General features: G+C 59.6%; 16 protein-coding genes. 11 read left to right on the top strand and 5 right to left on the bottom strand.

Going from position 1 to position 22,492, the window contains the following annotated elements:
* Nucleotides 1–22 precede the first annotated feature (22 nt).
* The 8 genes from IPM61_15705 (at nucleotide 23) to IPM61_15670 (ending at nucleotide 7,692) form a co-directional block, all read left to right on the top strand.
* Nucleotides 23–1,525: a T9SS type A sorting domain-containing protein gene (locus IPM61_15705; GenBank protein MBK8912756.1), complete on the top strand. Its 1,503-nt coding sequence runs from the start codon at nucleotides 23–25 to the stop codon at nucleotides 1,523–1,525.
* Nucleotides 1,526–1,666: 141 nt separating this feature from the next.
* The gene (locus IPM61_15700) at nucleotides 1,667–2,797 is read left to right on the top strand and encodes a DNA polymerase III subunit delta' (protein ID MBK8912755.1); all 1,131 of its coding nucleotides are present in this window, start codon (nucleotides 1,667–1,669) and stop codon (nucleotides 2,795–2,797) included.
* 125 nt (nucleotides 2,798–2,922) lie between these two features.
* A complete protein-coding gene (locus tag IPM61_15695; GenBank protein MBK8912754.1) occupies nucleotides 2,923–4,419 on the top strand; it encodes a hypothetical protein in 1,497 nt (498 codons plus the stop codon).
* Complete coding sequence (locus tag IPM61_15690; protein ID MBK8912753.1) at nucleotides 4,416–5,144, top strand: TIGR04282 family arsenosugar biosynthesis glycosyltransferase; 729 nt, start codon at nucleotides 4,416–4,418, stop codon at nucleotides 5,142–5,144. Before IPM61_15695 ends, IPM61_15690 begins: the two co-directional genes overlap by 4 nt.
* 22 nt (nucleotides 5,145–5,166) lie before the next feature.
* Entirely contained in the window at nucleotides 5,167–5,820 is a 654-nt protein-coding gene (gene nadD, locus IPM61_15685; protein ID MBK8912752.1) for a nicotinate (nicotinamide) nucleotide adenylyltransferase, read from the top strand.
* The gene (locus IPM61_15680; protein MBK8912751.1) at nucleotides 5,804–6,640 is read left to right on the top strand and encodes a carbohydrate ABC transporter permease; all 837 of its coding nucleotides are present in this window, start codon (nucleotides 5,804–5,806) and stop codon (nucleotides 6,638–6,640) included. Before nadD ends, IPM61_15680 begins: the two co-directional genes overlap by 17 nt.
* Nucleotides 6,641–6,666: 26 nt before the next feature.
* Entirely contained in the window at nucleotides 6,667–7,182 is a 516-nt protein-coding gene (locus IPM61_15675; protein ID MBK8912750.1) for a CAP domain-containing protein, read from the top strand.
* A gap of 93 nt (nucleotides 7,183–7,275) precedes the next feature.
* The gene (locus tag IPM61_15670; protein ID MBK8912749.1) at nucleotides 7,276–7,692 is read left to right on the top strand and encodes a hypothetical protein; all 417 of its coding nucleotides are present in this window, start codon (nucleotides 7,276–7,278) and stop codon (nucleotides 7,690–7,692) included.
* A 242-nt stretch (nucleotides 7,693–7,934) separates the two neighbouring features.
* Here IPM61_15670 and eda read toward each other — a convergent pair whose 3' ends face one another.
* Entirely contained in the window at nucleotides 7,935–8,561 is a 627-nt protein-coding gene (gene eda, locus IPM61_15665) for a bifunctional 4-hydroxy-2-oxoglutarate aldolase/2-dehydro-3-deoxy-phosphogluconate aldolase (protein MBK8912748.1), read from the bottom strand.
* Between the two features lie 79 nt (nucleotides 8,562–8,640).
* Here eda and IPM61_15660 point away from each other — a divergent pair, with 79 nt between their 5' ends.
* Nucleotides 8,641–11,100 carry a choice-of-anchor B family protein gene (locus IPM61_15660; GenBank protein MBK8912747.1) on the top strand — a complete coding sequence of 820 codons (2,460 nt, stop codon included), beginning with the start codon at nucleotides 8,641–8,643 and terminating at the stop codon, nucleotides 11,098–11,100.
* Between the two features lie 78 nt (nucleotides 11,101–11,178).
* Here IPM61_15660 and IPM61_15655 read toward each other — a convergent pair whose 3' ends face one another.
* The 4 genes from IPM61_15655 to IPM61_15640 form a co-directional block, all read right to left on the bottom strand.
* Nucleotides 11,179–12,162 (bottom strand): glycosyltransferase family 9 protein, encoded by a 984-nt coding sequence (locus tag IPM61_15655; GenBank protein MBK8912746.1) that lies wholly within the window; start codon nucleotides 12,160–12,162, stop codon nucleotides 11,179–11,181.
* Nucleotides 12,163–12,181: 19 nt separating this feature from the next.
* Entirely contained in the window at nucleotides 12,182–15,178 is a 2,997-nt protein-coding gene (locus IPM61_15650) for a T9SS type A sorting domain-containing protein (GenBank protein MBK8912745.1), read from the bottom strand.
* Between the two features lie 73 nt (nucleotides 15,179–15,251).
* Entirely contained in the window at nucleotides 15,252–16,163 is a 912-nt protein-coding gene (locus IPM61_15645) for a hypothetical protein (GenBank protein MBK8912744.1), read from the bottom strand.
* 42 nt (nucleotides 16,164–16,205) lie between these two features.
* On the bottom strand, nucleotides 16,206–21,059 hold the full coding sequence (locus IPM61_15640) for a hypothetical protein (protein ID MBK8912743.1): 4,854 nt from the start codon (nucleotides 21,057–21,059) through the stop codon (nucleotides 16,206–16,208).
* 372 nt (nucleotides 21,060–21,431) lie between these two features.
* Here IPM61_15640 and IPM61_15635 point away from each other — a divergent pair, with 372 nt between their 5' ends.
* On the top strand, nucleotides 21,432–21,695 hold the full coding sequence (locus tag IPM61_15635; protein ID MBK8912742.1) for a DUF1610 domain-containing protein: 264 nt from the start codon (nucleotides 21,432–21,434) through the stop codon (nucleotides 21,693–21,695).
* Between the two features lie 38 nt (nucleotides 21,696–21,733).
* Nucleotides 21,734–22,267 (top strand): T9SS type A sorting domain-containing protein, encoded by a 534-nt coding sequence (locus tag IPM61_15630; protein ID MBK8912741.1) that lies wholly within the window; start codon nucleotides 21,734–21,736, stop codon nucleotides 22,265–22,267.
* The last annotated feature ends 225 nt before the right edge of the window (nucleotides 22,268–22,492 follow it).

Genomic DNA, 22,492 nt, shown 5'->3' with positions numbered 1-22,492 from the left:
TGGAGGTGCCGGATGGAGTGGTGTGCAAGACATTTCGCAAGGGGGATCGAACTTTCATCCTTCGATTGACCAAACCCAATTCTACTTGGGAACCGTGCAGGAAGGAGTAACCTGGGAGAGTGTGGATTGGAGCCCAACCTACATTAGCCCAAACGACGACACCACGTTTATGAACGTTACCTCCATCAATTATATAGGCATGGCAACCGAGACACGGCTTCGCCAGGACACCATTTACCCCTGGGAACCGCAGCATGATTGGATCCAGTTTTCCTATCCGGTTGGGGCGATTCAGAAATTCCCAGTACTCTTCCCAAACTGGTGGTACACCACTGTCCAGTACATCTACAGCGCGTGGTTCGCTTGGCCGAATATCGGCTCGGCAAATGAGTCGGCAACGCAGGATCACCAAAGCGACACAACCCGATTTAGCATCGTTGGAAACACGATGAATGATGAGCCGCGAATACTCTCCGTTGAAGGGATGCAACACGTCTCGGTTCCCTTCGGTTTTGGCCAGCCAACGGCATTGCGGAAGTTTGTGTACAGCGGCGCGTGGCCCCAGGCTTCCTCATCGCCACTACGCCAAGCCGGAAGGCAGGGAACACTCTACGAAGCCTACAAGCCAACGCCTGACAGCCTGCTGCAAGCCACGCGGGAGTTTATGGCACGCCAGCGCCCGCAGGAGTACATCGCCACGGGGCGGGAAGTGGAGGTTATGGTGGATGACACCGCACGGGCGTTCTTAGCTGTTCAGATGGCCGACCCCTGGGTGGCAACCGATAGCGCAAGTTGGGGCTTGGGGATGGTCCAGCGCGACACCGCCCACCTACTCACCAACAGCATTGCAAGCGTGCAAGACCTGTTCCGAAGCAACGTGTTCTTCGCCCACGATACCGCCGTGATTGGCTGCGAGCTACGCGGAATGTTCCGTGGGGACACGGCCTATGCCCACGGCTACAGCCTGTGTTTGATTGCCGAAGTGGTCAACGCCAGCAACCACCAAGCGGTGGCGCAGTTGGATTCGTTTTGTGTCTCGAAAACAGATACGGCATACAACGCCCAGTTGCAGGACACGCTGGACCTTCTTTCCGGCAGCTACTACGTCCGGTTGCGGATTGAGGCGGACTCCTTCCCAGCGATCTCCCGTTGGTGGCAGCCGTTGTCGCTGGGGTCCATGTATCCGGTGACGGAGGTCGCAACCTATGTGGAAGCCCGTGGCGGCTTAGGAAAGCTCCGCCGGGAAGGAACAACAACCACCGCCCAGGCTCGCATCTCGGCGCAGCCGAACCCGTTCACTGGGACCACGGAACTCCGGTTCAGCATTCCGAAGCCTGGGTACGCAAGCGTGCGGGTGTTCAATCCCGTGGGTCGGCAGATGGCGGAAGTGGTGCCAAAGCAATGGATGGAGATTGGCCGCTACGCTGCGGAGTTCAACGCCGCCGAACTTCCCCCAGGAACCTACCTCGTAGAGTTGATGCTTGGCCAGCAACGAGTGGTGGAAAAAATTGTGGTGGCGCGGTAAAAGCACTGCAAGGAATAAGCATCCAATAATGGCAACGGCAGGCTCAGGTAATGGGTTCTGCCGTTGCTTGCTTCATGCCGATTCTTCCCCCCACTTCTTGCACACACCACCCCGCTTCTCTACATTGCGGCCCGCAATTCTATGGCGTGGGATTCTATCATCGGGCAAACACGGGCAAAAAACCTTCTGCGGGCAGCAATTACCGGCGGACGGGTTCCCCATGCCTACCTGTTTACCGGGGCCGAAGGGGTCGGCAAAGATGCTGCGGCCATTGAGCTTGCAAAAGCCCTCCGCTGCCAACAGCTTGGCCCGCAAGCAACCCCCTGCGGCAACTGCCGCAACTGCCAAAACGTTGCCGCATTGCAACACAGCAACGTCCGGTTTGTGTTCGCGCTTCCAACGGGGAAAGGGGAGGATGGCCGCGCCGATTCCCCATTGCTGAAACTGAGCGATGGCGAAATCTCCCAAATCCAAGAACAAGTGGCTCTGAAGGCTGCAAACCCGTACCACAACATCACCATCCCGCGTGCCCAGCAGATCAAGATCAGCAGCATCCGCGAGGTGAAACGGGACATCGCCTTTGCCGCCACCGAGCCGGGCTGGAGGATCGTCATCATCAGCGAGGCGCACCAGATGGGGGAGGAGGCCGCCAACGCCTTCCTGAAAACCCTTGAGGAACCCGCGCCAAACACCTTGCTGATCCTTACCAGCAGCCACAAGGAGCAGCTTCTGCAAACCATCCTTTCCCGCTGCCAAGAAGTTCGGTTCGATATGCTGACCGATGCCGAAATCGCCGAAGCATTGGTTGCCCGAAACAACATCCCCCGCAAAGATGCCCTGCTGCTAAGCAAGCTGGCCGAAGGAAGCTACAGCCGTGCGGTGGAGCTAACCAACAGCGACCTTCAGCAGCTTCGGTTCGATGTCGTCTCCTTCCTGCGTGCCGCGCTGAAACGTAGCCCCATGGCGGTGTTTGCCGAGGTGGAGCGGCTTACCACCGGAACCGACCGCCGCAGCCTTGAGCGGACCCTGATGCTTCTGCTCCTTTGGTTCCGCGACGCAATGCTGCTGCGGCTTACCGGGCGCGAAGAATCTGTGGTGAATCAAGATCAAGTGAAAGATATTCAGAGCTTCAATAGTAAGTTTGCCAACGCTTCCACCGACCGGTTGATCCGTTCGGTTGAGGAAGCAATCGGGGCGGTTCGTGGAAATGCCCAGTCCCAGCTTGCGTTTATCGTGCTTGCGCTCCGTATGGAATCAATCTGCTACTCGTGATCTGTCCTTCGTACTGTTCATTCGGAACAACAGTGGTTCCCGCTGTTGGCTATCATTTTCAGCTTCACTCACTCTGGTCCTAACGCCTTCGCCCACGCTCTTCTGTTCACATTTTTAACCAGTTCATGGGACAATCCAACGCTCCCCAGCATACAACCCCAACAACCGAACGGCCGGAAACCCTGGCCGAGCAAAAAATCGCCCCCGGGCTTCGCGGAAGGGAATCGCACTGCACCCACAATTGCGGAAAAGGGGAGAATGGCTGCGGCGATTGCGGCGCATCGTGCGGAACCGGAGGGGTGGAAGGGGTTCAGATTATCCAACTGATTGCCAACCAGTTCAACTACAACGACTCGCGCCGGATTATTGAAGTGGAGTTCCGCGGCGCGCGGCGGGAGTTTATCGAGGTCCAGGATGAAACCCCGCTGAAGGTTCGCGACCTTGTGGTGGTCCAAACCGAACGCGGCCTTGATGCCGGGTTCGTCTCGATGACCGGGTCCCTGGTCCACGTAAAACGGAAAGCCAAAAAACTTTCCGGCGAGCCGCTTCCCACAATGGTTCGCAAGGGGGATGCCAGCGACCTTGAACGCCACACCAGCAACCGCAAGCAGGAGAAGGAAGCACTGGCACTTTGCCGCGCCCGCGTGGAGTTCTTCCGGCTGCCGATGGAGCTTGTGGATGCCGAATGGCAGTTCGACCACCACCGCATCACCTTCTTCTTCCTTGCCGATGGCCGTGTGGATTTCCGCGAGCTGGTGCGGGACCTTGCCGCAAATTTCCACACCCGAATCGAGCTTCGGCAGATCCCCGCACGCGACGAAGCAAAGCGGCTGGGGACCGTGGGCATTTGCGGGTTGCAGCTGTGTTGCACAACCCACTTGGGCCGGTACGAGCATATCACCCTGGACCACGCACGCGCCCAGCATATCCAGCCAAATCCAACCAAGCTGAGCGGGCAATGTGGCCGCCTGAAATGCTGCTTGCTCTACGAAGTGGACCACTACGTGGAGGCCCTGAAACGCTTCCCCCCGATTGAGGCCACCGTCAAAACACATAAAGGGGAAGGGGTGCTTCACAAGATTGACATCTTCCGCGACCAGCTGGTGATCCATCACCCCGACGGCTGGGAGACCATCACCCTTGCCGATTTCATCGAACAGCAAAAAACGCCCCCTCCGCCCCCAGCAACGCCGCCAACGCCGGCGAACGCCAGGAATGAGAAGCAGGAGAAAAAGGAGAAAAGGGAGCAGAAGCCGAACGAGCAGAAATCGCACGGCGGAAAGCCACGCGGCAAGGAAGAACGAAGCAAGGAAGAACGAAGCGAAGAACGCGCGCAACAGCAGCAACCGCCGAACAAACAACGCCCGCAGCAGCCGCAGCAACGCCCGGCCCAGCAGAAGCAGCCGGGCCAAAACGAACAACGCGCCGCGAACCAACGGTCCAACAACCAACAGCAACAGCGGCCAGCGCAGCAACCGCAACGCCAGCATCAGGGGGAGGGGAAGAAAGGCCAGCAAAATCCTGGGGGCCAGGCCAAAAAGGGGGAGCGTGGAAACAGAGAAGATCCGCAGCCGGTTCCGCAATCAGTTCCGCAGCCGGAAGCCGAACCAACCGTGCAATGACCGTTCCCGAAATGGCAGCAGAAGGTGGCCGATCCCGATTGATCGTCTTTGCCAAGTATCCAAAAGCGGGGGGGGTGAAAACGCGCCTTTCGCCGCCGCTGTTGCCCGATGCCGCAGCGGATCTGTACCGCGCGTTTTTGCTGGATGCAATCAACGCCTACCGGGGCATTCCCGCACCGATTGAGGTGGTGATCTATCTGGGCGCAGAGGCTGATATTCCGGCAATGGAGGCGTTGCTTGCCGCCGCCGGTTTCCACGGGTTGGCGGTCCGCCCGCAGCGTGGCGCAGGGCTGGGGGAACGTCTGGAGTTGGCGTTGCAGGAAGCGTTCAACGAAGGGATTGCCAGGGCCTGCGTGGTTGGGACGGACCACCCCACGCTTCCGCTCCGGTTCTTGCTGGAAGGCTTCGCCAGCTTGCGCGATGCGCCAGCCGTGGTTGGGCCGGCAACCGATGGCGGCTATTACTTGATTGGGATGAACCGGATGATCCCCGAACTTCTGCGCGGGATGCCCTACAGCACCAACCAACTGCTGCGGCAGACGTTGGTGGCCGCCAGGCTTCATCACATCTCCGTTGCCCAGCTCCCTCCGTGGTACGATGTTGACGATGCCGCATCGCTTGCCCAGCTTGTTGCGGACCGGGGATTGCTTCCCGAAGGCTCGCACACGGCGCGGTGGCTGCTGGCCCATCCAATTCCCCCGGCCCCGGCTGCGCCAACTTTCTGAACAATCAGCCCGAACTTCAACCATGATTTCCGAACCTCACCTTCATCAGCCCGCCGTGCCGGATTGGAAAGAATCCTTGCGGCCCCTGTGCGGGCTACGCTCGGTGGGGGTGTTTGGCGGGACGTTCGACCCGGTCCACACCGGCCACCTTCTGCTTGCCGAACGCGCCTGCGACGAGCTTGGGCTGCAGGGGGTGCTGTTCGTTCCGGCAAAGAAGCCGCCACACAAGCAGCAGGGGGTGATGATCTCCCCGCCGCAGGACCGTTTGGCAATGTTGCAGCTTGCCGTTGCCGATAACCCCCGATTCTTTGTCAGCGATCTTGAACTGCAGCGCGAAGGAGTCAGCTTTACGGTGACGACGTTGCAGCAGCTTCGCCAGGTGCTTCCCGGCACCGCGCTGACGTTGCTGATTGGCGGCGACAACGCGCGCGACTTTGCATCGTGGTGGAAGCCGGAAACAATCGCACAGCTTGCCGACGTTGCGGTTTGGCTGCGCCCCGGGTTCCAGCATCCGCCGGAGCTTCTGCCGGGCGTTCCTTACCGGACGGTTCCCGCGCCGCTGATGGAGATTTCTGGAACCGAGATTCGCGGGCGCGTTCGCCACGGGCATTCGGTCCGATACATGACCACCGACACGGTGATCCATTACATCAACACGCATGGCCTTTACCGGTAAATCCCCGCTCCTTTCCCGAATCCTGATCCACACCACGCTGGTGGTGGTGCTGCTTGGGATGCTCTTCCCGCTGTTCTGGATGATCGCCATTTCGCTTCGGGAAAGCACCGCCGATTTTAGCTCCATCAGCATCTTCTTCAGCGGAACCTACACGCTCCAGAACTATCTGGATGTCCTCTCCTCCGGCCCGTTTGGGCGGTATTTCTGGAACTCGACTGTGGTGGCGTTGGCGGTGATGGCCGGGAACGTCCTGTTCTGCACGATGACCGCCTACGCCCTTGCGCGGCGCCGCGTTCCGCTGAAAGGGTTCTGGCTGGTGACGGTGGTTGCGGTCCTGATGATCCCCCCGCAAGTGGTGATGATCCCGCTCTACCGAATGATGGTGAGTTTCGGCTGGATCAACACCTACTGGGCCTTGATTGTGCCGAACCTTGTCACCCCGTTCGGCATTTTCCTGATGCGCCAGTACATCATGAATTTGCCGGTGGAGCTTGAGGACGCTGCGCGGATTGATGGGACCTCCGAGCTTGGCATTCTCTTCAAGATCGTGATGCCTTTGTCCAAGCCGATGCTGGTGGTGCTTGCCGTGTTCCAGTTCCTGACCACCTGGAACACCTTCTTGTTCCCCTTCCTGTTCACCAACGAGGAAGCGATGCGGACCCTTCCGGTTGGGCTGACGTTTTACTTGGGGAATCAATCCATTGATTGGGGGCATCTGATGGCAAGCTCCGGCATTTCGGCAATCCCTGTGATCGTTCTGTTCCTGCTGTTCCAACGCCAGATCATCCAGGGAATGACCGCAGGGGCGGTGAAAGGGTGAGATGCGCAAACCAATGCCCAGAACCGATGCCGATATCTAAAATGAAATTCTTCGACCTCTTCTTCCTGCTGATTATGGTGGGGATTGGAGCGATTACCCTGTTGGGCGGGTGCACAAAAAAAGAATTGGCGATTCGCCGCTCGGCGGATGTTCCAAGCGGTGTTGATCGTGAGATTTGGGAGAGGATCAACCGGCATCGCAAGGGGATGGGGCTTCCCGAGCTTCGGTACGATGCGGCCATTGCCCAGCAGGCGCAACTCCATTCCGAAAACATGGCAAGCGGGGCGGTCCGGTTTGGCCACGAAGGCTTCGATGAACGCGCCGAAGCGATTGCCACGGTTGTGCCGTTCAGCGGTATCTCCGAGAACGTTGCCTGGTGCTCCGATACCAAAGCGATTGCCGACACCGCCGTCCGGTTGTGGCTTGCCAGCCCCACCCACCGCAGCAACATCGAAGGGGATTTCACCACCACCGGAATCGGCGCGGCGTTGAACAGCGATGGCGTTTGGTATTTCGCACAGATTTTTGCGAAGCAGCGGTAGCATATCCGTTGCGCGATTCGTTATTTGCTGCCGCTTCCGTTCCGCCGGTCATCATTCACGTTCTCAAACACGTTCTCAAACTCAGAAAAAACTATGGACCTCGTTTTTACGATTCACTCGCACACACGCTGGTTGGTGGCCATTGCGGCGGTGCTGGCAATCGTCAAGCTGGCAATCACGGCAATGCAAGGGAAGGAGTATGGCAAGGGGGATCGCGCCTTCAGCTCGGCGTTCATCGGAATGCTGGACCTTCAGGGAACAATCGGGCTGGTGGTGCTGATTTGGCGGCTTGCCGCAGGGGTGACGATCGCACGGTTTACGTGGGAGCATTTTGCCACCATGCTGATTGCCCTTTCGGTTGCGCACATCATGAAGGGGCGCGTAGATACCAAAACCGCGCCCGCTGCCCGCGCCCGCGTGATGCTGCTGACGTTCTTGGGGGTGGCGGTGCTGGTGTATGTTGGCATCGCACGGCTGCCACAGGGCGGGGCGCATATGTTTATGCCGTAAGCCTGGATTCCAGCTGCAGGCGATTTGCTGTTTCCAGCAATTATTCAATCGCGCCCCCCTGCTTCGCCGCAAGCGGCTACGCGTCCCCCCAATGCTGGGGGGAAATGGGTCTCTACTTTTGTGTCGGCTCCCTCTGGATTTCACGCTTCCGCTGTGGTCTCCTCCCCCAGAATTGGGGGAGGCGGGGAGGGGGCTACTACGTTGGCGGGGCCCAGCTGCTGGCGATTTGCTGTTCCCAGCGTTCAATCAGCCCTTACGGCCTCTATCAATTTCCGTGCGCGCTCGGTGATGGTGGCAGGTGGGCTTGCGCTGCCGTTGGGTTCGTGAGTTAGCCAGCTTCCCACATTCAGCATTGCCGCGCCGGCTTGCAGAAGTGGGCGCGCTGTTTTTTCAGTGATCCCGCCCGACGGCGCAAACCGAATATCGGGGAAGGGGCCGCGGAGCGTGGCGATATGCTTCACGGGGTCGGGGAGCATTGGGAAGAGCTTTACAAGGTCCGCACCCGCACGCCAAGCGGCAAGAATTTCCGTGGGGGTGAATGCCCCGGCCATGCTCACCAACCCGTGCCGCTCGGTTTGGTTGATAACCTCTAGATCAAGCATCGGGCTTGCAACAAACGCGGCCCCGGCGGCGGCGGCAACCCGAGCATCCTCCGCTGTCAGGATGGTCCCTGCGCCGGGGATTACTTCCGGGATTTGGGAGATTTCTTGCAACATCGCCGCAGCGTTCGGGGTTGTCCATGTGATCTCAATAATGGAAATTCCCCCTTGCAGCATTGCTTCGATTGCCCGCGCTGCCTGCTGCTGCGTTTCCATCCGAACCACAGCAATCACGCCGTGGCGAAGCATCCGACTTAGTGTGGGTTTCATTGCCAAAATGGTTGCTAACAGATCGTGAGATTCCTTCCCGATACCCGCGCTGCCGCCGGTGGATCACGCAAGCAGTGATGTGCCCGAACCTTCAACAACACGTACCGACGCAAAAGCCCAGATGAAAAGCCTTCTTGCCAGCCTGATATTCTTTGGAGTTCTAACCGTTGCCGCGCAATCGCAACCGGTTGCGGCCTACAACACCACGCTGTTCGGCACGCTCGATCCCGATATCCAAAAGCAAGGGACCTACTCCGCGCTGACCGGCTACGCCGCCCCCGACGGGCGCGAGTACGCACTGCTTGGCGGCTTCACCGGAACGTATGTGATTGATGTCACCGAGGCTCCGCTCAAATTAGTCAGTTTTATCCCCGGCCCAACAAGCCTTTGGCGCGAAATGAAAACCTGGGGTTCCTACGGATACGTGGTAAGCGAAGGGGGAAGCGGGCTGCAGATTATTGACCTTACCCAGCTGCCGCTGAAAGCCTTCCTGCTGCGGGCCGACACCGCAGCGTTCCGCACCGCGCACACGATTTCGGTGGAGGGGAACCACCTGTACGTGAACGGAACCAATGTGGAAGCCGGGGCCAACCAGGGGACGCTGATCTTTGATCTTTCGGTGGACCCAACCCGGCCACGGCTGGTGGGGAAATGGACCGGGCGGTACGTGCACGATTGCAGCGTCCGCAACGACACGCTATACGCCGCCGCAATTAATGATGGCCAGCTGGACATTGTCTATCTGGGAAAAGACCGCAAAAGCCCGGTGCAAGTGGCCAACATTCAATACCCCGGCGCCGGAACCCACAACGCCGAAGCCACGACCGATGGCCGCTACATCCTGACCAGCGATGAAGTTGGATCCACCCCAAAAACCTTGAAAGTGTGGGACCGCACCAACATCCAAAGCATCAAGAAGGTTGCCGATTGGACCCCGGTTCCTGGGGAGATCATCCACAACGTCCATATCAAGGGGAACCATGCGTTTATCGCCTGGTACACCGCCGGAACCCGTGTTGTTGACATCACCGATCCCGCCAACCCGGTGCAAGTTGGCTACTACGACACCTACCCCGAAGCCGGAGAGTTTTTTGCCGGGAACTGGGGGACCTACCCGTACCTTCCCAGCGGCAAAATTTTAAGCAGCGATATGCAAACCGGCTTGCACGTGTTCACCTTCAACGGCGCAACGCCAGGGCGGATCAGCGGGCGGGTGATTGATGCCCTTACCAACAAGCCAATCCCCTTTGCTCGGGTTGATCTTACCGACCTGAAACTTCGCCTTATCACCGACTCGCTGGGGCGATACACTTTTGCCGGCGCAGCCGATTCGTTGAATTGGTCGGCATCTATCCAAGATTACCTTCCCCGCTCCGGCAAATTTTACGTGGACCCTAAGGGGGCGCAGTTCGACATCTATCTATCCAAGCTGCCGCTGGCCGATCTTACCCTTCGCGTGGTGGATGATGCCACCAACCAGCCAATCCCCAACGTTGGCTGGCGATTAAGCGAACGCTCCTTTGCCGAGGGCGTTTCCCCCAATGGATTCCAAACATTTTCGCTCCCGTCCGACAGCACCTACCAGTTGTTTGTGGGGGCGTGGGGATACCGAACCAAGCTGGTTCCGTTCAGTTCGAAAATGGGAACCACGCAGGAGGTTCGGCTGAAGCGTGGATACCACGACAATGCCGAGGTTGACCTGGGCTGGGCCGTTGGCGACGCTTCCGACGACGCGGTTTCTGGGGGATGGGAGCGGGGCGTTCCAATCGGGACCGTTGCCGATATTCCACGGCGCGGGAAAACCCAAATCCAACCCGATAGCGACCAAACTGCGGACCCCGGCGACCACGCATTTGTTACCGGCATCACCGGAACCGAAGGGACCAACATCGGGGCCGCCGACGTTGACAACGGAACCACCCGCCTGACCTCGCCAACGTTCGATCTGTCGGGCTGGTACGACCCCTACATCACCGCCAACATCTGGTACTCGCGCGGGGGGAATCTGCAAGGAATTGACGACACGCTGCGGGTGTTTCTTTCCAGCGACAACGGAAAAACATGGAGCCTGGCCGCCGAACTCACCGACTCGGCAGACGCGTGGAAACGCTACGAGTACCGCGTCCGCGATTATGCCGAACTAACATCGCAGATGCTGTTCCGCATAGAGGTTAGCGATCTGGAGCGGCCATCGCTGGTGGAAGCGGCGATGGATGAATTTGAGATTGAGGAGCGTGGCGACCCAACCGGAGTTGAGGCCACGCCAGCCACAACGGAAATTGCTGCCACGCTTCAGCCGAACCCGTTGGTTGCAGGGGAAGGCCAGGTGGTGGTGCAGCTTCCGCACGCGGCCAGCGAGCTTCGCGTTGAGTTGTTCGGGGCGCAGGGCCAGCGGGTGCTGCAATTGTACGCTGGCAAGGCCGGTGCCGGGGTGCTGAGCTTTCCGCTGAACGCCGCATCAATCCCTGCCGGCAGCTACCAGCTTACCATCACCGCCAACGGAAAAACATGGAGCAGGGGAGTGGTGGTGGTGAAATAGGGAACGATGTGAAAAGGGGGGCTACGCCAGTGAAATTACCAAGCCGTGGGTGTGGTGGATTTCGCAAACGCTTTTCCTTTATTGCCTTTCCGCCATAACCTTCCCCAACCCTTCCACCACTTGCCGAAACGGGATTGTGGAAAGCTCCGCCTCGGGCGCGGGCATCAGCACGGCCTGGCGGTCCGATAGCGGGCCGAACGTGGCCAGATTCCCGTGGTTCGGCGGGTACAACCCCACCACCGGACGGTTAAATGCCGAGGCAATATGCACGATGGAGGTGTCGGGGCTGACGACCGCACGGCTGCGGGCAACAATCGCTGCCGCGTCAAGAATGGTGTTGGTGGTGACGGGGCGCGCCTGGCGGCTGGTGGAGCAAATGGCATCGGCATGGTGCCGATCCTCCGGCGAGGAGATCACCGCAACGCTGTATTTCTTGCTTACCTCATCAATCAATTCTTCCCAATGCTCCAGCCCCCAATGCCGCGATGTTGACCCTGCGGAGATATTGATGGCGATTGCCCCATGCTCCCCGGGAAGCATCTGCCCGTCGGCCACACGCAGCGATTCGGTTGGCACGCCAAGCAAGGGGCGGCGCGCGAAGCTCCGTTCGGGATGAAGCAGCTGCAACGGGCGGAGCATCCTGTCAACGTAATGAAGCGGCTGGTCCGGCGGCTCGAACGTCTGGTCGAACGTCTCCCGCCCGCCGTTGGCGCGGCATCCAACCCGATGTTTGGCGCGGATGAACTCCGCAACCACGCGGCTTGTTGAGGAGCGGTGGTCCTTGGGATCAATGTACAGATCGAACGATTTCCGGTGAAGCCGCCGCGCAAGTGTGGGAAGCTGCAGAATGCCGAACGGCACCGAAACCACCGCATCCACCGAAGGGTGATGCTGGGCTATCAGCGCGGAATGCTCAAGGGCGATCACCGTCAGCGCGGCCCCGGGCCAGCACTCCTTCACTGCGCGAAACAGCGGCGTTGTCAGGATCATATCCCCCAGCCTTCCAAGCTGAAGAATGGCGACGGTGGCGGGGGGGAGGAAGGATGGTTCACAGTGTTCCAATATCCAAAAGGGTGGAGGGTTATTTCACCAGCATCATCTGCCGCGTTTTGGTCCAATGGCCGCTGCGGAGCCGGTAGTAATAGAGTCCGCTTGGGAAACCGGCGGCATTCCACTCCACTTCATACTCCCCAGGTTTCAGGCGTTCATCCAGAAGCCGCGCCACCGTTTTGCCGGTGATATCCAGAATCTCCAACATGGTTTCCCCCTCCAGCCCAATCGAGAATTGAAGCTGGGTGGCGGGGTTGAACGGGTTCGGGCGGTTTTGGTCCAGCGCGTAATCCACCGGACCCCCTTCAATCAGCCGCAGGCTTAGCCCACACATCGAGTCCAGCCGTATCAGCCCTGCGGATGGAACAACTTCCACGCAGTTCCCAGCATTCAGCTCCAGCGCGAAGGGGAGTTCGGAAAACAGGACGTTGCTGACAAAGCCCCGAACGTGCAGCCCAATCAATCGCCCCGCTCCGCTCAGATATGCCCCGTTGGGCGCGCTCATCCGCACGCGCACGATGCCAGGAACGCTGCCGCTTTGATCCAGCGTCCAACCATCCACCAACGTTTGCTTCTGGACCAACGTGCCCAGCCGCAGCAGCGACGCGTCGTAGTTGACGGTCAGCAGCAGCGTGCTCAGTTGCAAGGAATCCAGCGGTTCATCCAACAAAATTGGAACGGTGATGGTGTCGCCCGGGATAACGCGAAGGTCGCGGGGGATGCGCGCCGCAAACTGCCGCACGGTGTTGCCGACCGTGATCGTCACCGAGTCGCTGCCAACGCAGCCGGCGGTTGTGGTGACGGTCAGCCGGTAGGTGGTGGACTCCGTTGGCGTGGCCGTGGGGTTCGGGCAATCGGCGCAGCTTAGGCCGGTGGATGGCTCCCAGCGGTAAAGCGGGTTGGCTCCCGCCGAATCAACCGTTGGCATTATCGGAACCGATTGGCCGATGCAGATGGTGGTGTCCGCGCCGGCATTCACAACCGGGATGCTCCCCGCAGCAATGGTGATGGTGTCCGACACCCCAAAGCAGCCGTTCGCGCCACGCACGCGGACCCAATATTGCCCAATGGTTGCAACGGTGATGTGCGGCGTGGTTTCGCCGGTGGACCACAGGTATTCGCCAAAGGGTTCATCGGTCCGGAGCAGGGCGCTTCCGCCAGCGCAAATCGTTGCCGATGGGGAGGCGGAAAGGGATGGAGAAGGGGGGGGAAGGAAGCTGACCGTCACCGGGCGCGAGGTCCCACGGCAGCCGTTGGCATCGGTGATGGTGACGGTGTATTGGCCGGCAGCTTTTGCCATAATCACCCGCGTGGTTTCGCCGGTGGACCAAAGGAAGGCGCGGTAGTTGCTTCCGGCATCCAACATCACGCTGTCCCCTTCGCAAAACTCGGTGCGCCCGGCGGGGATGATGATTGGGATTGCTGGGGTGTTCATCACCACCGTGGCGGTGTCGGAAACGCCGTTGCAGCCGCCGCTTCCGCGAACGCTAACAAAGTATTCCCCGGCCTGCGTCACCCTGATCGTTTGCGTGGTTTCGCCGGTGGACCATTGATATTGCGTGTATGGGCCGCCAGCATCCAACGTGATCGTATCCCCCGGGCAAAGCATCAGCCTTCCCGATGGAGTAAGGCGTGGGAAGAGTTTGTCGTTGATGATAACCTCAACCGTGTCGGAGCTTCCGGCGCAGTTCCCCCGGTTGGTTGCCACCGCCCAGTATCGCCCTGGCTGGCTGACGGTGATGGAGTTGCCGGTTTCGCCGGTGGACCATTGGATCAGCACGATGTCGGGATCGTTCGCGATGCTGAGCGTGGTGGATTCACCGCTGCAAAGGCTAACAACCGGGCCTGGAGTGATCTTTGGTTTTGGGGAGGCTGCAACCGTGACGTTGATCGTGTCGGAAGAACCATCGCAGCCGTTGGAGTCAACCACGGCGGCCCAATATTTCCCTGGCGTTGCAACGGTGATGGTTGGGGTGATTTCCCCGGTGGACCAGCGGTAGCTTCGCATCGGGCGGTCCACCGAAAGCCGCAACGATTGGCCGTCGCACAGTGGGTTCCGTCCGTTCAGCAGCAGCCGTGGGTTCGGGCGGTCGTGGATGGTGAACTCCACCGTGGCGTAGGTTTGGTTGCAGGCGGGAAGCGGAAGGTCCAGCGTGTATTTCCCCGGCTTGCGGGCCGTGATCGTGCGTGATGTCTCGCCGGTGGACCAGTTGTAGGCGGGGAATCCGGCGGGGGCGGTAAGCAACACCCCTCCCGGGCGGAAGCAAAACGTGGCGGGATCGTTGGAGGTAATGGCCAGCGGGCGGAAGCTCCATTGCAGGATGTCGTGGATTTCCCACGCCGACCCGGTGGCCGAAACCAGCCCAACCCAGGCGCGCCCATTATCCAGCACAAGCCGCTTGGAAAGATCAACCCGAACCTCAAGCAGCGGGCGGTCGCAGCGGTCCAGATAGACCTTCATGGTCCCGGGCGTGTACTCGATAATCGCCGTGTGAATTCCGCCATCGGAAAGCAGCCGGGGCGAATCGGCCTGGGCCAGGGTGAACGGTTGGGTGGAGTAGTTTTGCTGGAATCCGTTGGTGTTGATGGCAACGTGGTTACTGCTGATGTCGTAGGAGTTGCCGTTGTTGTAGGTGTCGAACTCCACCGCCAGGCTGTTCGGTATTCCGGCGTAGCCAATGTTCCCGCCGTCGTAGCCTTCGGCGTTGTCGGTGGCGTTTTGGATCACGAACGCAATGCCATCGCCGCCGTTCAGGCCATCTTCATCGGGGATTCCGCCGGTGTCGGTCATGCGGAACTGAAACATCGTCACGAAGCCGTTGGCCACATCTTGCCGTTGCTGCCGCCAAACCGCCCCAACCTCCCCGGGCCGCGCCTCGGTCAGCCGCAGCACATTCCCCACCAACTGCGCCGTCCCAACCGGAACCAGCCCCGAAAACGAAGCAAACCCTGGATAGTCGAACTGCGCCACCGCTGGCGTGGCGGCAACAATCAACAGGAGAAGAATGTGAGGTTGTAGTAATCGCATGAAAGGATGGTTGCAGGCTGTTGTTGGCCCAAACGCCACAACTAAACACCGCAGTTGCGGAAAAGGCTACAGATCAGCCAACACCCGACTCGGCCATGCTTTCCCGTTTCATTCCGGCATACATCGCATGGGCAAGCCCGGGGGATTGATCCCGCTCGGCAGCAGGTTTGTGAAGGGGGATTTGCGCGGTTCCATGCTTCTCCAACTCCGCCAACAGCACCTCGCCCGCGCTGGCCAGCCGTGCAATTCCGGCAAGAAGGTGGCCAATGGAGCGCACGGCAATGCTGGGTTTGTTCCCCCGGGCAATCACCTGTGCAATCCCTTCCGGCAAGGCCACCGTTCGCAGCCGTCGGACCGCGAACCCGGAGCGTGTGGCGTAGCGTTCAAGATGGTGCGAGGTAAGCAGATGCGTAAGCGATGCCCCCCGCTGCCCCATCCAGGAACGCCGCCAAATGGCTGAAAGAAGGGAAGCAGAGTTGTCGGCAACCAGCAGAAGCGAACGCCCGGGTTTCAGCCACAGCCGCGCTTTTTGCAGCAGCAGGGAAGGGGGGATTGGCTGGGCAGTAACGTCGGCAACCACCACGTCGAACAGGTCGGGGATGAACGCTGCTTGCTCGATGGAAAGCACGTGCCGAATCACCCCACGCGGGGCCGGCGTTTCCAGCTCCGTTAAAAGATGGATGGTCAGGTTCCCTTTGTTGATGAACGCATCGGCAAGCCGCGCCGCCGATGCGCCCACCAGCAAAATGGTGGCATTCCGCTCGGGAAGTTTTTTTAGGTGGCTTTTCAGGCTGCGCTCCAACGCCGCGCACTGCTTCCGGTTGGCGGGGACCAAGCATTGCTCATGCGTGGAATCAACCCGCACCAGTCCGCAGTTTTGGCATCGGTGGACCTGTTCCCCACCAATGGTCAATGCCTGGGACCGGAAGCCGCCACACAGGTCGCATGGCGGAAGGAATCGAAGATGTTCAGGGTTGTTCTTCATGGAACCAACAGTCTGATTGGCGCGCGTGATTGCTGCGGCACGTTACTCGGCGATTGCCATCTGCTCCATGTTGCCGGTGCCGCGCACTTCTTGATAGTACATCAGCGAGGCCATGGTTGGCAAGGCGGTCCATTTGCCAGGAATTTGGGCGCGCAGAATGTAGCTGAACTCATACTCCCTTGCCTCCATTTCGCGGGCAAAGAATGCCACCTTCTCATCCCGAACCTCGCGCCCGCTGAACCACCAGTACCAGCCCCAAATATTGTTGGCCCGGCGGTAGGCTTCGTCGTAGTCCCGTTCGCCAGGGATGGTGTAGCCGTCGGTGTTGGCCACCACTTCGCAGCCGGCGGGGATTGGGTCCTCCACCATGCAGAATTGCGAAACTTGATCGGGGCGGACCTTCACCTTCACCAGCAGCTCCTCGCCACTTTTTACGCTTCCGCTGAATGCCCGCTTCTGGTAAACATATTTTTCCCCCACTTTCTCCTTGCTCAGCACGTAGTATTCGCGGCTGACTTTGAAGCCGGCACTGCTGGCAACCACCCCGGGCCCTGTGGCGAAGTAGTTGATTCGCGCCGCGCCGAACATCGCCCCGTTCCCCGATTTCTCAAACGTGATGGTGTTCGCCCCGCTCCGTAGCAGGTCCTGCGGGACCTTCACCCGTACCGCCTCTTTGAAAATATCAGCGCGGGTGATGCGCCCGCTGTAGGCCTGGCTTCCGTTGACCTTCACGGTGATTGCGTAATCGGGCGAAAGGTCGTTCGTGAGTTTAAGATAGTCCGTCAGCGCGTAGATGACGGTTGCGGTCTGGCGCGTGTTGTGCCAGCCGTCGTCGCGGCGGCGGGAAAGAAGCCAGCGGACGGTCGCGTCAACCACCTCGGTGCGGCCACGCAACGCCAGGATTGCTTTGGTGGCAAAGGCCGATGCCTCAACATCGTCGTTGGCCCAGGAGTAGGGGCGCGACTCGCTTTCCCAGAAGGTCAGGTTCCCCTGGGTGGATTTCCCTTTCTCCAAACGGTCGGCCAGCCCCCGCGCCAGCGTTGTTTCCCCCTGGTAGCTGCTTGCCAGCGCAAGCAACGCCAGCGTGTAGTTGTTGATCTTGCTGTTGGCCGCAAGCTCCTGAATCCGGCTTACCACTTCCTTCTGCGGCTGGCCACGTTTAATGAAGCTCATTACGTACAGCATGTAGCCTTGCTCGGTCCAGGTTAGCGGGTCCTTGGCGGAGTTCCGGCCATGCTCAATCTGTTGTTTCAGCGAGTTCAATCCGCTTTGGTAGCGGTCCTCCATCACCTCGTAGCCCGCTTGCTTGGCGATTGTCAGGCCGTACATCACGTAAGCGGTCATGTAGGGGTGGGTTTCGTCGTTTTCCCACCAGCCCCAGCCGCCATCGTTGTGCTGGAATCCGTACAGTTTTGCGAACGATTTGTTCACCATCTTCGGCAACGCTTCCTGCTTTTTGGGATCCAGCGAAAGGTTGAAATCCTTCAGAAGCTGCGCCACGACGATGGTGGGAAGGAACCGGCTCATCGTCTGCTCCACGCAGCCGTACGGGTAGCCGATCAGCTGATCCAGCGAGCCGATAATGGAGCTTGCCGCCGATGGAGAGATGGTGACGTAGGCCTCCCCAGTCCCCGGCTGGGCAGATTCCGGAAGTGAAAGATTCAGGGTTCGGGTCCCGTTGGCTTCGGGGATTTCGGTCATCGCGCCGTCGCCGGTTTTCACGCCGCGTGGGATCACCGGAACCGAAAGCTCCATTGCGTCCGATTCCTCGTTGGTCAGGGCCTTCACCGTCAGCTTGGCGGTGCCGATGCTTCCCGGGGAGACTTTCCAATCAATCCGTTGCTCGCCATTTGCGGGGATGGTGATGGTCCGTTGGCGGTCGGCAAGGGTCACGTTTTCCCCGGCGAACTCCACCTTCGCCACTTTCTCCCCTTTCAGGTAGTTGTGGATTGTTGTGGCAATCACCATCTGGTCCCCCTGGACCATGAACCGTGGCGTCTCCATCCGGACCAGAAGCTCCTTCCGTGAGATCACGCGGGCAACGGCTTGGCCAACGGCGGTGTTGGCCGTAACGCCGCGGGCGGTGATTCGCCACGTGGTGAGGTTGTCGGGGAACTCCACGTTCAGGGTTGCCCGCCCGTCGCTTCCGGTGCGTGCCGAGGGGGTCCAGAACATCATATCCTTAAAGTTCCGGCGGACCGCTGGCTGCACGAACATCTCACCTTTCACATCTCCATAAGCAATGTTGTGGCGGCCACGGTCGGCGGTTTGTTTGTAGCTGCGTGCTTCGCCAAAAAGATCATCCCCCCGTGCGGTGCGCGCGGCGCGGGCATCGCCGTAGAAGGAGAAGTCGAGCGAGGCCGAGGTCCAGATGCGGCTCCAGCGTGGGCCGTAGAAGAACCGTTGGATGTCGGGAGCCGATTCGGGCCTGATGGAGTAAATGGCCTCATCCACCATCCCAAGCGCAACATCCACGTTGCTTACCGGCGTGCCGCTTTCGTCAACAGCGCGGACCGTGACGGTTCCGCGGTCGCCCGGGCGGTACTGCGATTTGTCGGTCTCCACCTGCAGTTTTATCAGCTTCCCACGCGGGACCACGGTGATGCGGCGGCTTTCGGTGTACAGTTGGTCGTTCACCAGCGCGGTGGCCTCAAGGAAGAACATCGGTGCATGGGCATCGGCAATCGTCAGGTGGATGACGGCGGAGTTGGTGGAAAGGCGTTCCACCTGCTTGGTAAGGATGTTCTCCCCCTCGCTGGTAATCAGCGCGTCAATGCCGGCGGCGGGCATAATCACCATGGCGTTCATCGTCTCGCCTGGTTGGTACGATTCTTTGTCGGGGATGATCTGGATGTCGCTTGCCCCTTCGCGGTACCAGTTGGCGTAGGTGTTGTCGCTAACGTAAATGTAGTCGGTCTCGCTGATTGCCGCGCCGCGGCTGTCGCGTGCGTTGACGGTGATTTTTAGGTAGCCAGGCTTGGTTGCTTCGTAGGTGATGGTCCCTTTGCCATCGCTTTCGGTTTCGCCCGATCCTTCCCACACTTTCTCCTCGCGGCGGTCGTAGCGGTAGTTTGCAACGCCGTCAACGCTGTCGGTGAAGACGCGGTCCCAGGAGATTTGGGTGACGTTTATCCGAAGGTCGGTGGCGATTGGCTTGTCGCCATCGAACGTTGCTGCCGCAACGGAGATGGAGGCTTCGTCGCCGGTGCGGTACACGTACTTGTTGGTTCGCAGCGATAGATAGAACTCACCCCGGGTCACCTCCACCGATTTTGCTCCGCTGATGGAGCGGCGGCTGTTATCCACCACGTTGGCTTGGATTCGATAGACGTAATCGGCATCGGAGGAGTCGTCGGTGCGGTAGCGGAAGGTGAAGCTGCCGTCGGGGGCAAGCCGGCCCGTGTCGGATTCGATCATCTCCATCCGGTAGGTGCTGTAGTCGCCCCCTTCTTCGTACAGGTATTCCCATTCCGAACCTTTCCACCAGGGTCGCCAGTAGCGCGAGCGATAAACGAAATACTCCACTTCGGCGTTGGCAACGGGGCTGCCAAAGAAGTAATCGGCCTGGACCGTTGCGGTGATTTCATCGCCACGGGTGTACTGCTTGCGGTCGGTGCTGACCACAACCTTGTACTCCGGCTTCTTGTGTTCTTCCACCGAGAAATTGAACCAGTAATCGTTGTCGTCAACGGTGGCTTTGATGGTGTAGTAGCCAAGCGGGATTTCATCGCCCAGGGAAATCTGGCCGTTGAAGGTCCCCAAATCGCTCAGGGCCAGGGTGTCGCGGCGGATCGCGCCGTCGTTCGCATCCTGAATCTCGATGAACACCGGGGTTGCGGTGTAGTTTTCGTACTCCCCGTTCTTGGCAATCTTCCTGACAATCCCCCGGTAAAAAACGCTTTGCGCGGGGCGATAGATTGGGCGATCGGTGTGGAGATAGACCTTGAAGCGGGAATCGCCACCATCGCTGTAGCTGTAGGGGTCGTGGATGAAGAAATTCCCATCCTTTTCCCCCATCACCACCAATTGGCGGCGGCGGTACTCCCAGTACCAGTCGTATTCTTCCTCATCGTCCTCGGCGTTGGCAACTTTCGGGAGGGGGGGAAGCTCGATGTTGAGCAACCCATCGCCATCGCTTTCGTCGTCGGCGATTTTTGTGCCGCCGCGCAGGCAGGTGATTGGAACGTCGGGGATTTTCTCGCCGGTGCGTTTGTTCACCACCCATGCCAGAACCGCGGCATCGGATTGCTTCACCACCAGCCCGTACTCGCTGATAATCAGGGCCGTTGTCGCCTTCTTTCCACGGATGCTTCCTTCAATCATATACACCCCTTTCTCCCGAAGTGGGGCGGTGATGCTTTGATAATGCCAGTCGGTATCCTCCGGCTTGATCTGCACTTCCCATTCGGCCACCACCTCGAACCGTTCGGCCTGCTTCGGAAGGTCCTTGGCGTTGGCCGGGGGTGGGGTGGTTTTTGGGTCGTTCTTCCGGGCTTTTGTTCCGTTCAGATCGGTTACGTCGCGAAGTGCGCGGCGGCTCCGTTCCGGCATAACGTCGCGGGCGGCGTAGCGAAGGTCCCGCTGGACCTTCTCCATCCCCAGCCCGATCATGTCGAAGGTGTTCGGGGCTTTTGCTCCGTTCATCTGGGGGCTGTGGGGGTCCTTCTGCTCCATGAAAAACGCCACCGGGTCCTTCACCCGATATGCCCGAAACCGGATGGTGGCGGCGGCCAGCCCGTTGCTGCTAAACTGGATGCCGATGTCGGCATCGCCGGGGCCAAATACCCGTTCGGTGGAAAGGCTGAAACTGAAAGAAGTGCTGTCGGTGTTGAACGCGAATCCGGAGATAATCGCGAACAAAATCAGCAAGCGTGTCGGGAGCGAGCGGTAGTTCATGGTGCAGGTTATCGAACGGTCAAGAACATCGTGAATCGGTTACGGCGAACTTACGGCAAACACCAATACCATGGAAAGGGGAAAGTGAAGAAGAAAGAGGAGAAAGTGAGGCGGAGGGGATTGGAGATAACCGCCCCGACGAAGGTCGGGGTAGTCGAAGGTCTTTAGCCTTCGCGGGGACACCCGCGAACACCGCGTCACCTCGCGAATCTCAGGATCAGCACTTTGGCGGATCAAAAAAAATCAACCGGAGATCACTTTTCCGCAAACCGATAACCGTTTCTGGGAAAACCGACAATCGTTCCCGATACCTTTATCGCAGGTGCAGCCGTTGGTGGCCGCAACGCATTCGGGAAACTTCCTATTTCCAACATGACAGAGCATCAGCACAACAGCCCCAAAGCCGATTCGGCAGGAACAACAACCGCAATCGCACGGTGCTTGGTGTGCGGTGCCGCTGGATTCCCGGAGGATCGTTTCTGCCCCTGCTGCGGCGCGCCAATGAACCGGCATTGCCCCCGGTGCGGGGTCGCCATCATCCACGCGCTTTCATTGTTCTGCACCAGCTGTGGCGCGCAGATCCATGATGAGGAAGCCAGCAGCCAACATCCAACGCCAGAATCGCCAACCACATAACCAGATCACACAGATTAAAAAGGAGCAAGAGAACCACGATGAGCACTTGGAACAGATGGAGTATCGCGCTGGCAATGCTGGCGCTTGCCGCAACCGGAGCAACCGCCCAAACCGGCATTAGCAACTACGTGATTGGGAGCGGGGCAACCCGTTCATCCGGCAGCGGGATGGTCCTGCACGCAACGTTGGGCCAAGCGGTGATTGGGCCGGCGCAAAGCAGCACGGGGGCGGCGTATCAAGGATTTTGGTACACGCTGCCGCTCCCAAAACAATCATCGTCTGTTGGAAACGAGGGGGCGGTGGCTGGGGCATCGGCGATGCTCCGCCAAAACACCCCGAATCCCTTCAGCCTAACCAGCCAGATCACGATTGAGCTGCCGGCCAGCACCGTTGCCACCTTGCGGCTGTACGATGCCATGGGTCGCGAAGTGAAAACGCTTCTGGAAGGGGAGCAACCAGCCGGCACCATCCGCGTGACCGTTGACGGCGCAGAGCTTCCCGCCGGACGCTACCTGGCGCGGCTAACCACCAGCCACACCCAGGAATCCATCACGATGATCGTTGTGAAGTAGGGAATCGGAGGCAACCGCCCCGACCTCCGTCGGGGCGCGGGGACACCCGCGAACTGGGCGTCACCTCGTGAATCTCAGGATCGGGAATCGGGGGTAGTCGTCCCGACTTTCGTCGGGACGCGGGGACACCCACGAACACCGCGTTGTTCCACGAATCTCAGGATCAGAGAATTGGAGGCAACCGCCCCGACCTTCGTCGGGACGAGGGGACACCCGCGAACCGAG

It is taken from the genome of Chlorobiota bacterium, from assembly GCA_016710285.1.
Classification (GTDB): domain Bacteria; phylum Bacteroidota; class Ignavibacteria; order OLB7; family OLB7; genus OLB7.
The sequence above is the reverse complement of the archived record's forward strand: the minus strand, read 5'-3'. Positions and strand labels throughout refer to the sequence as shown.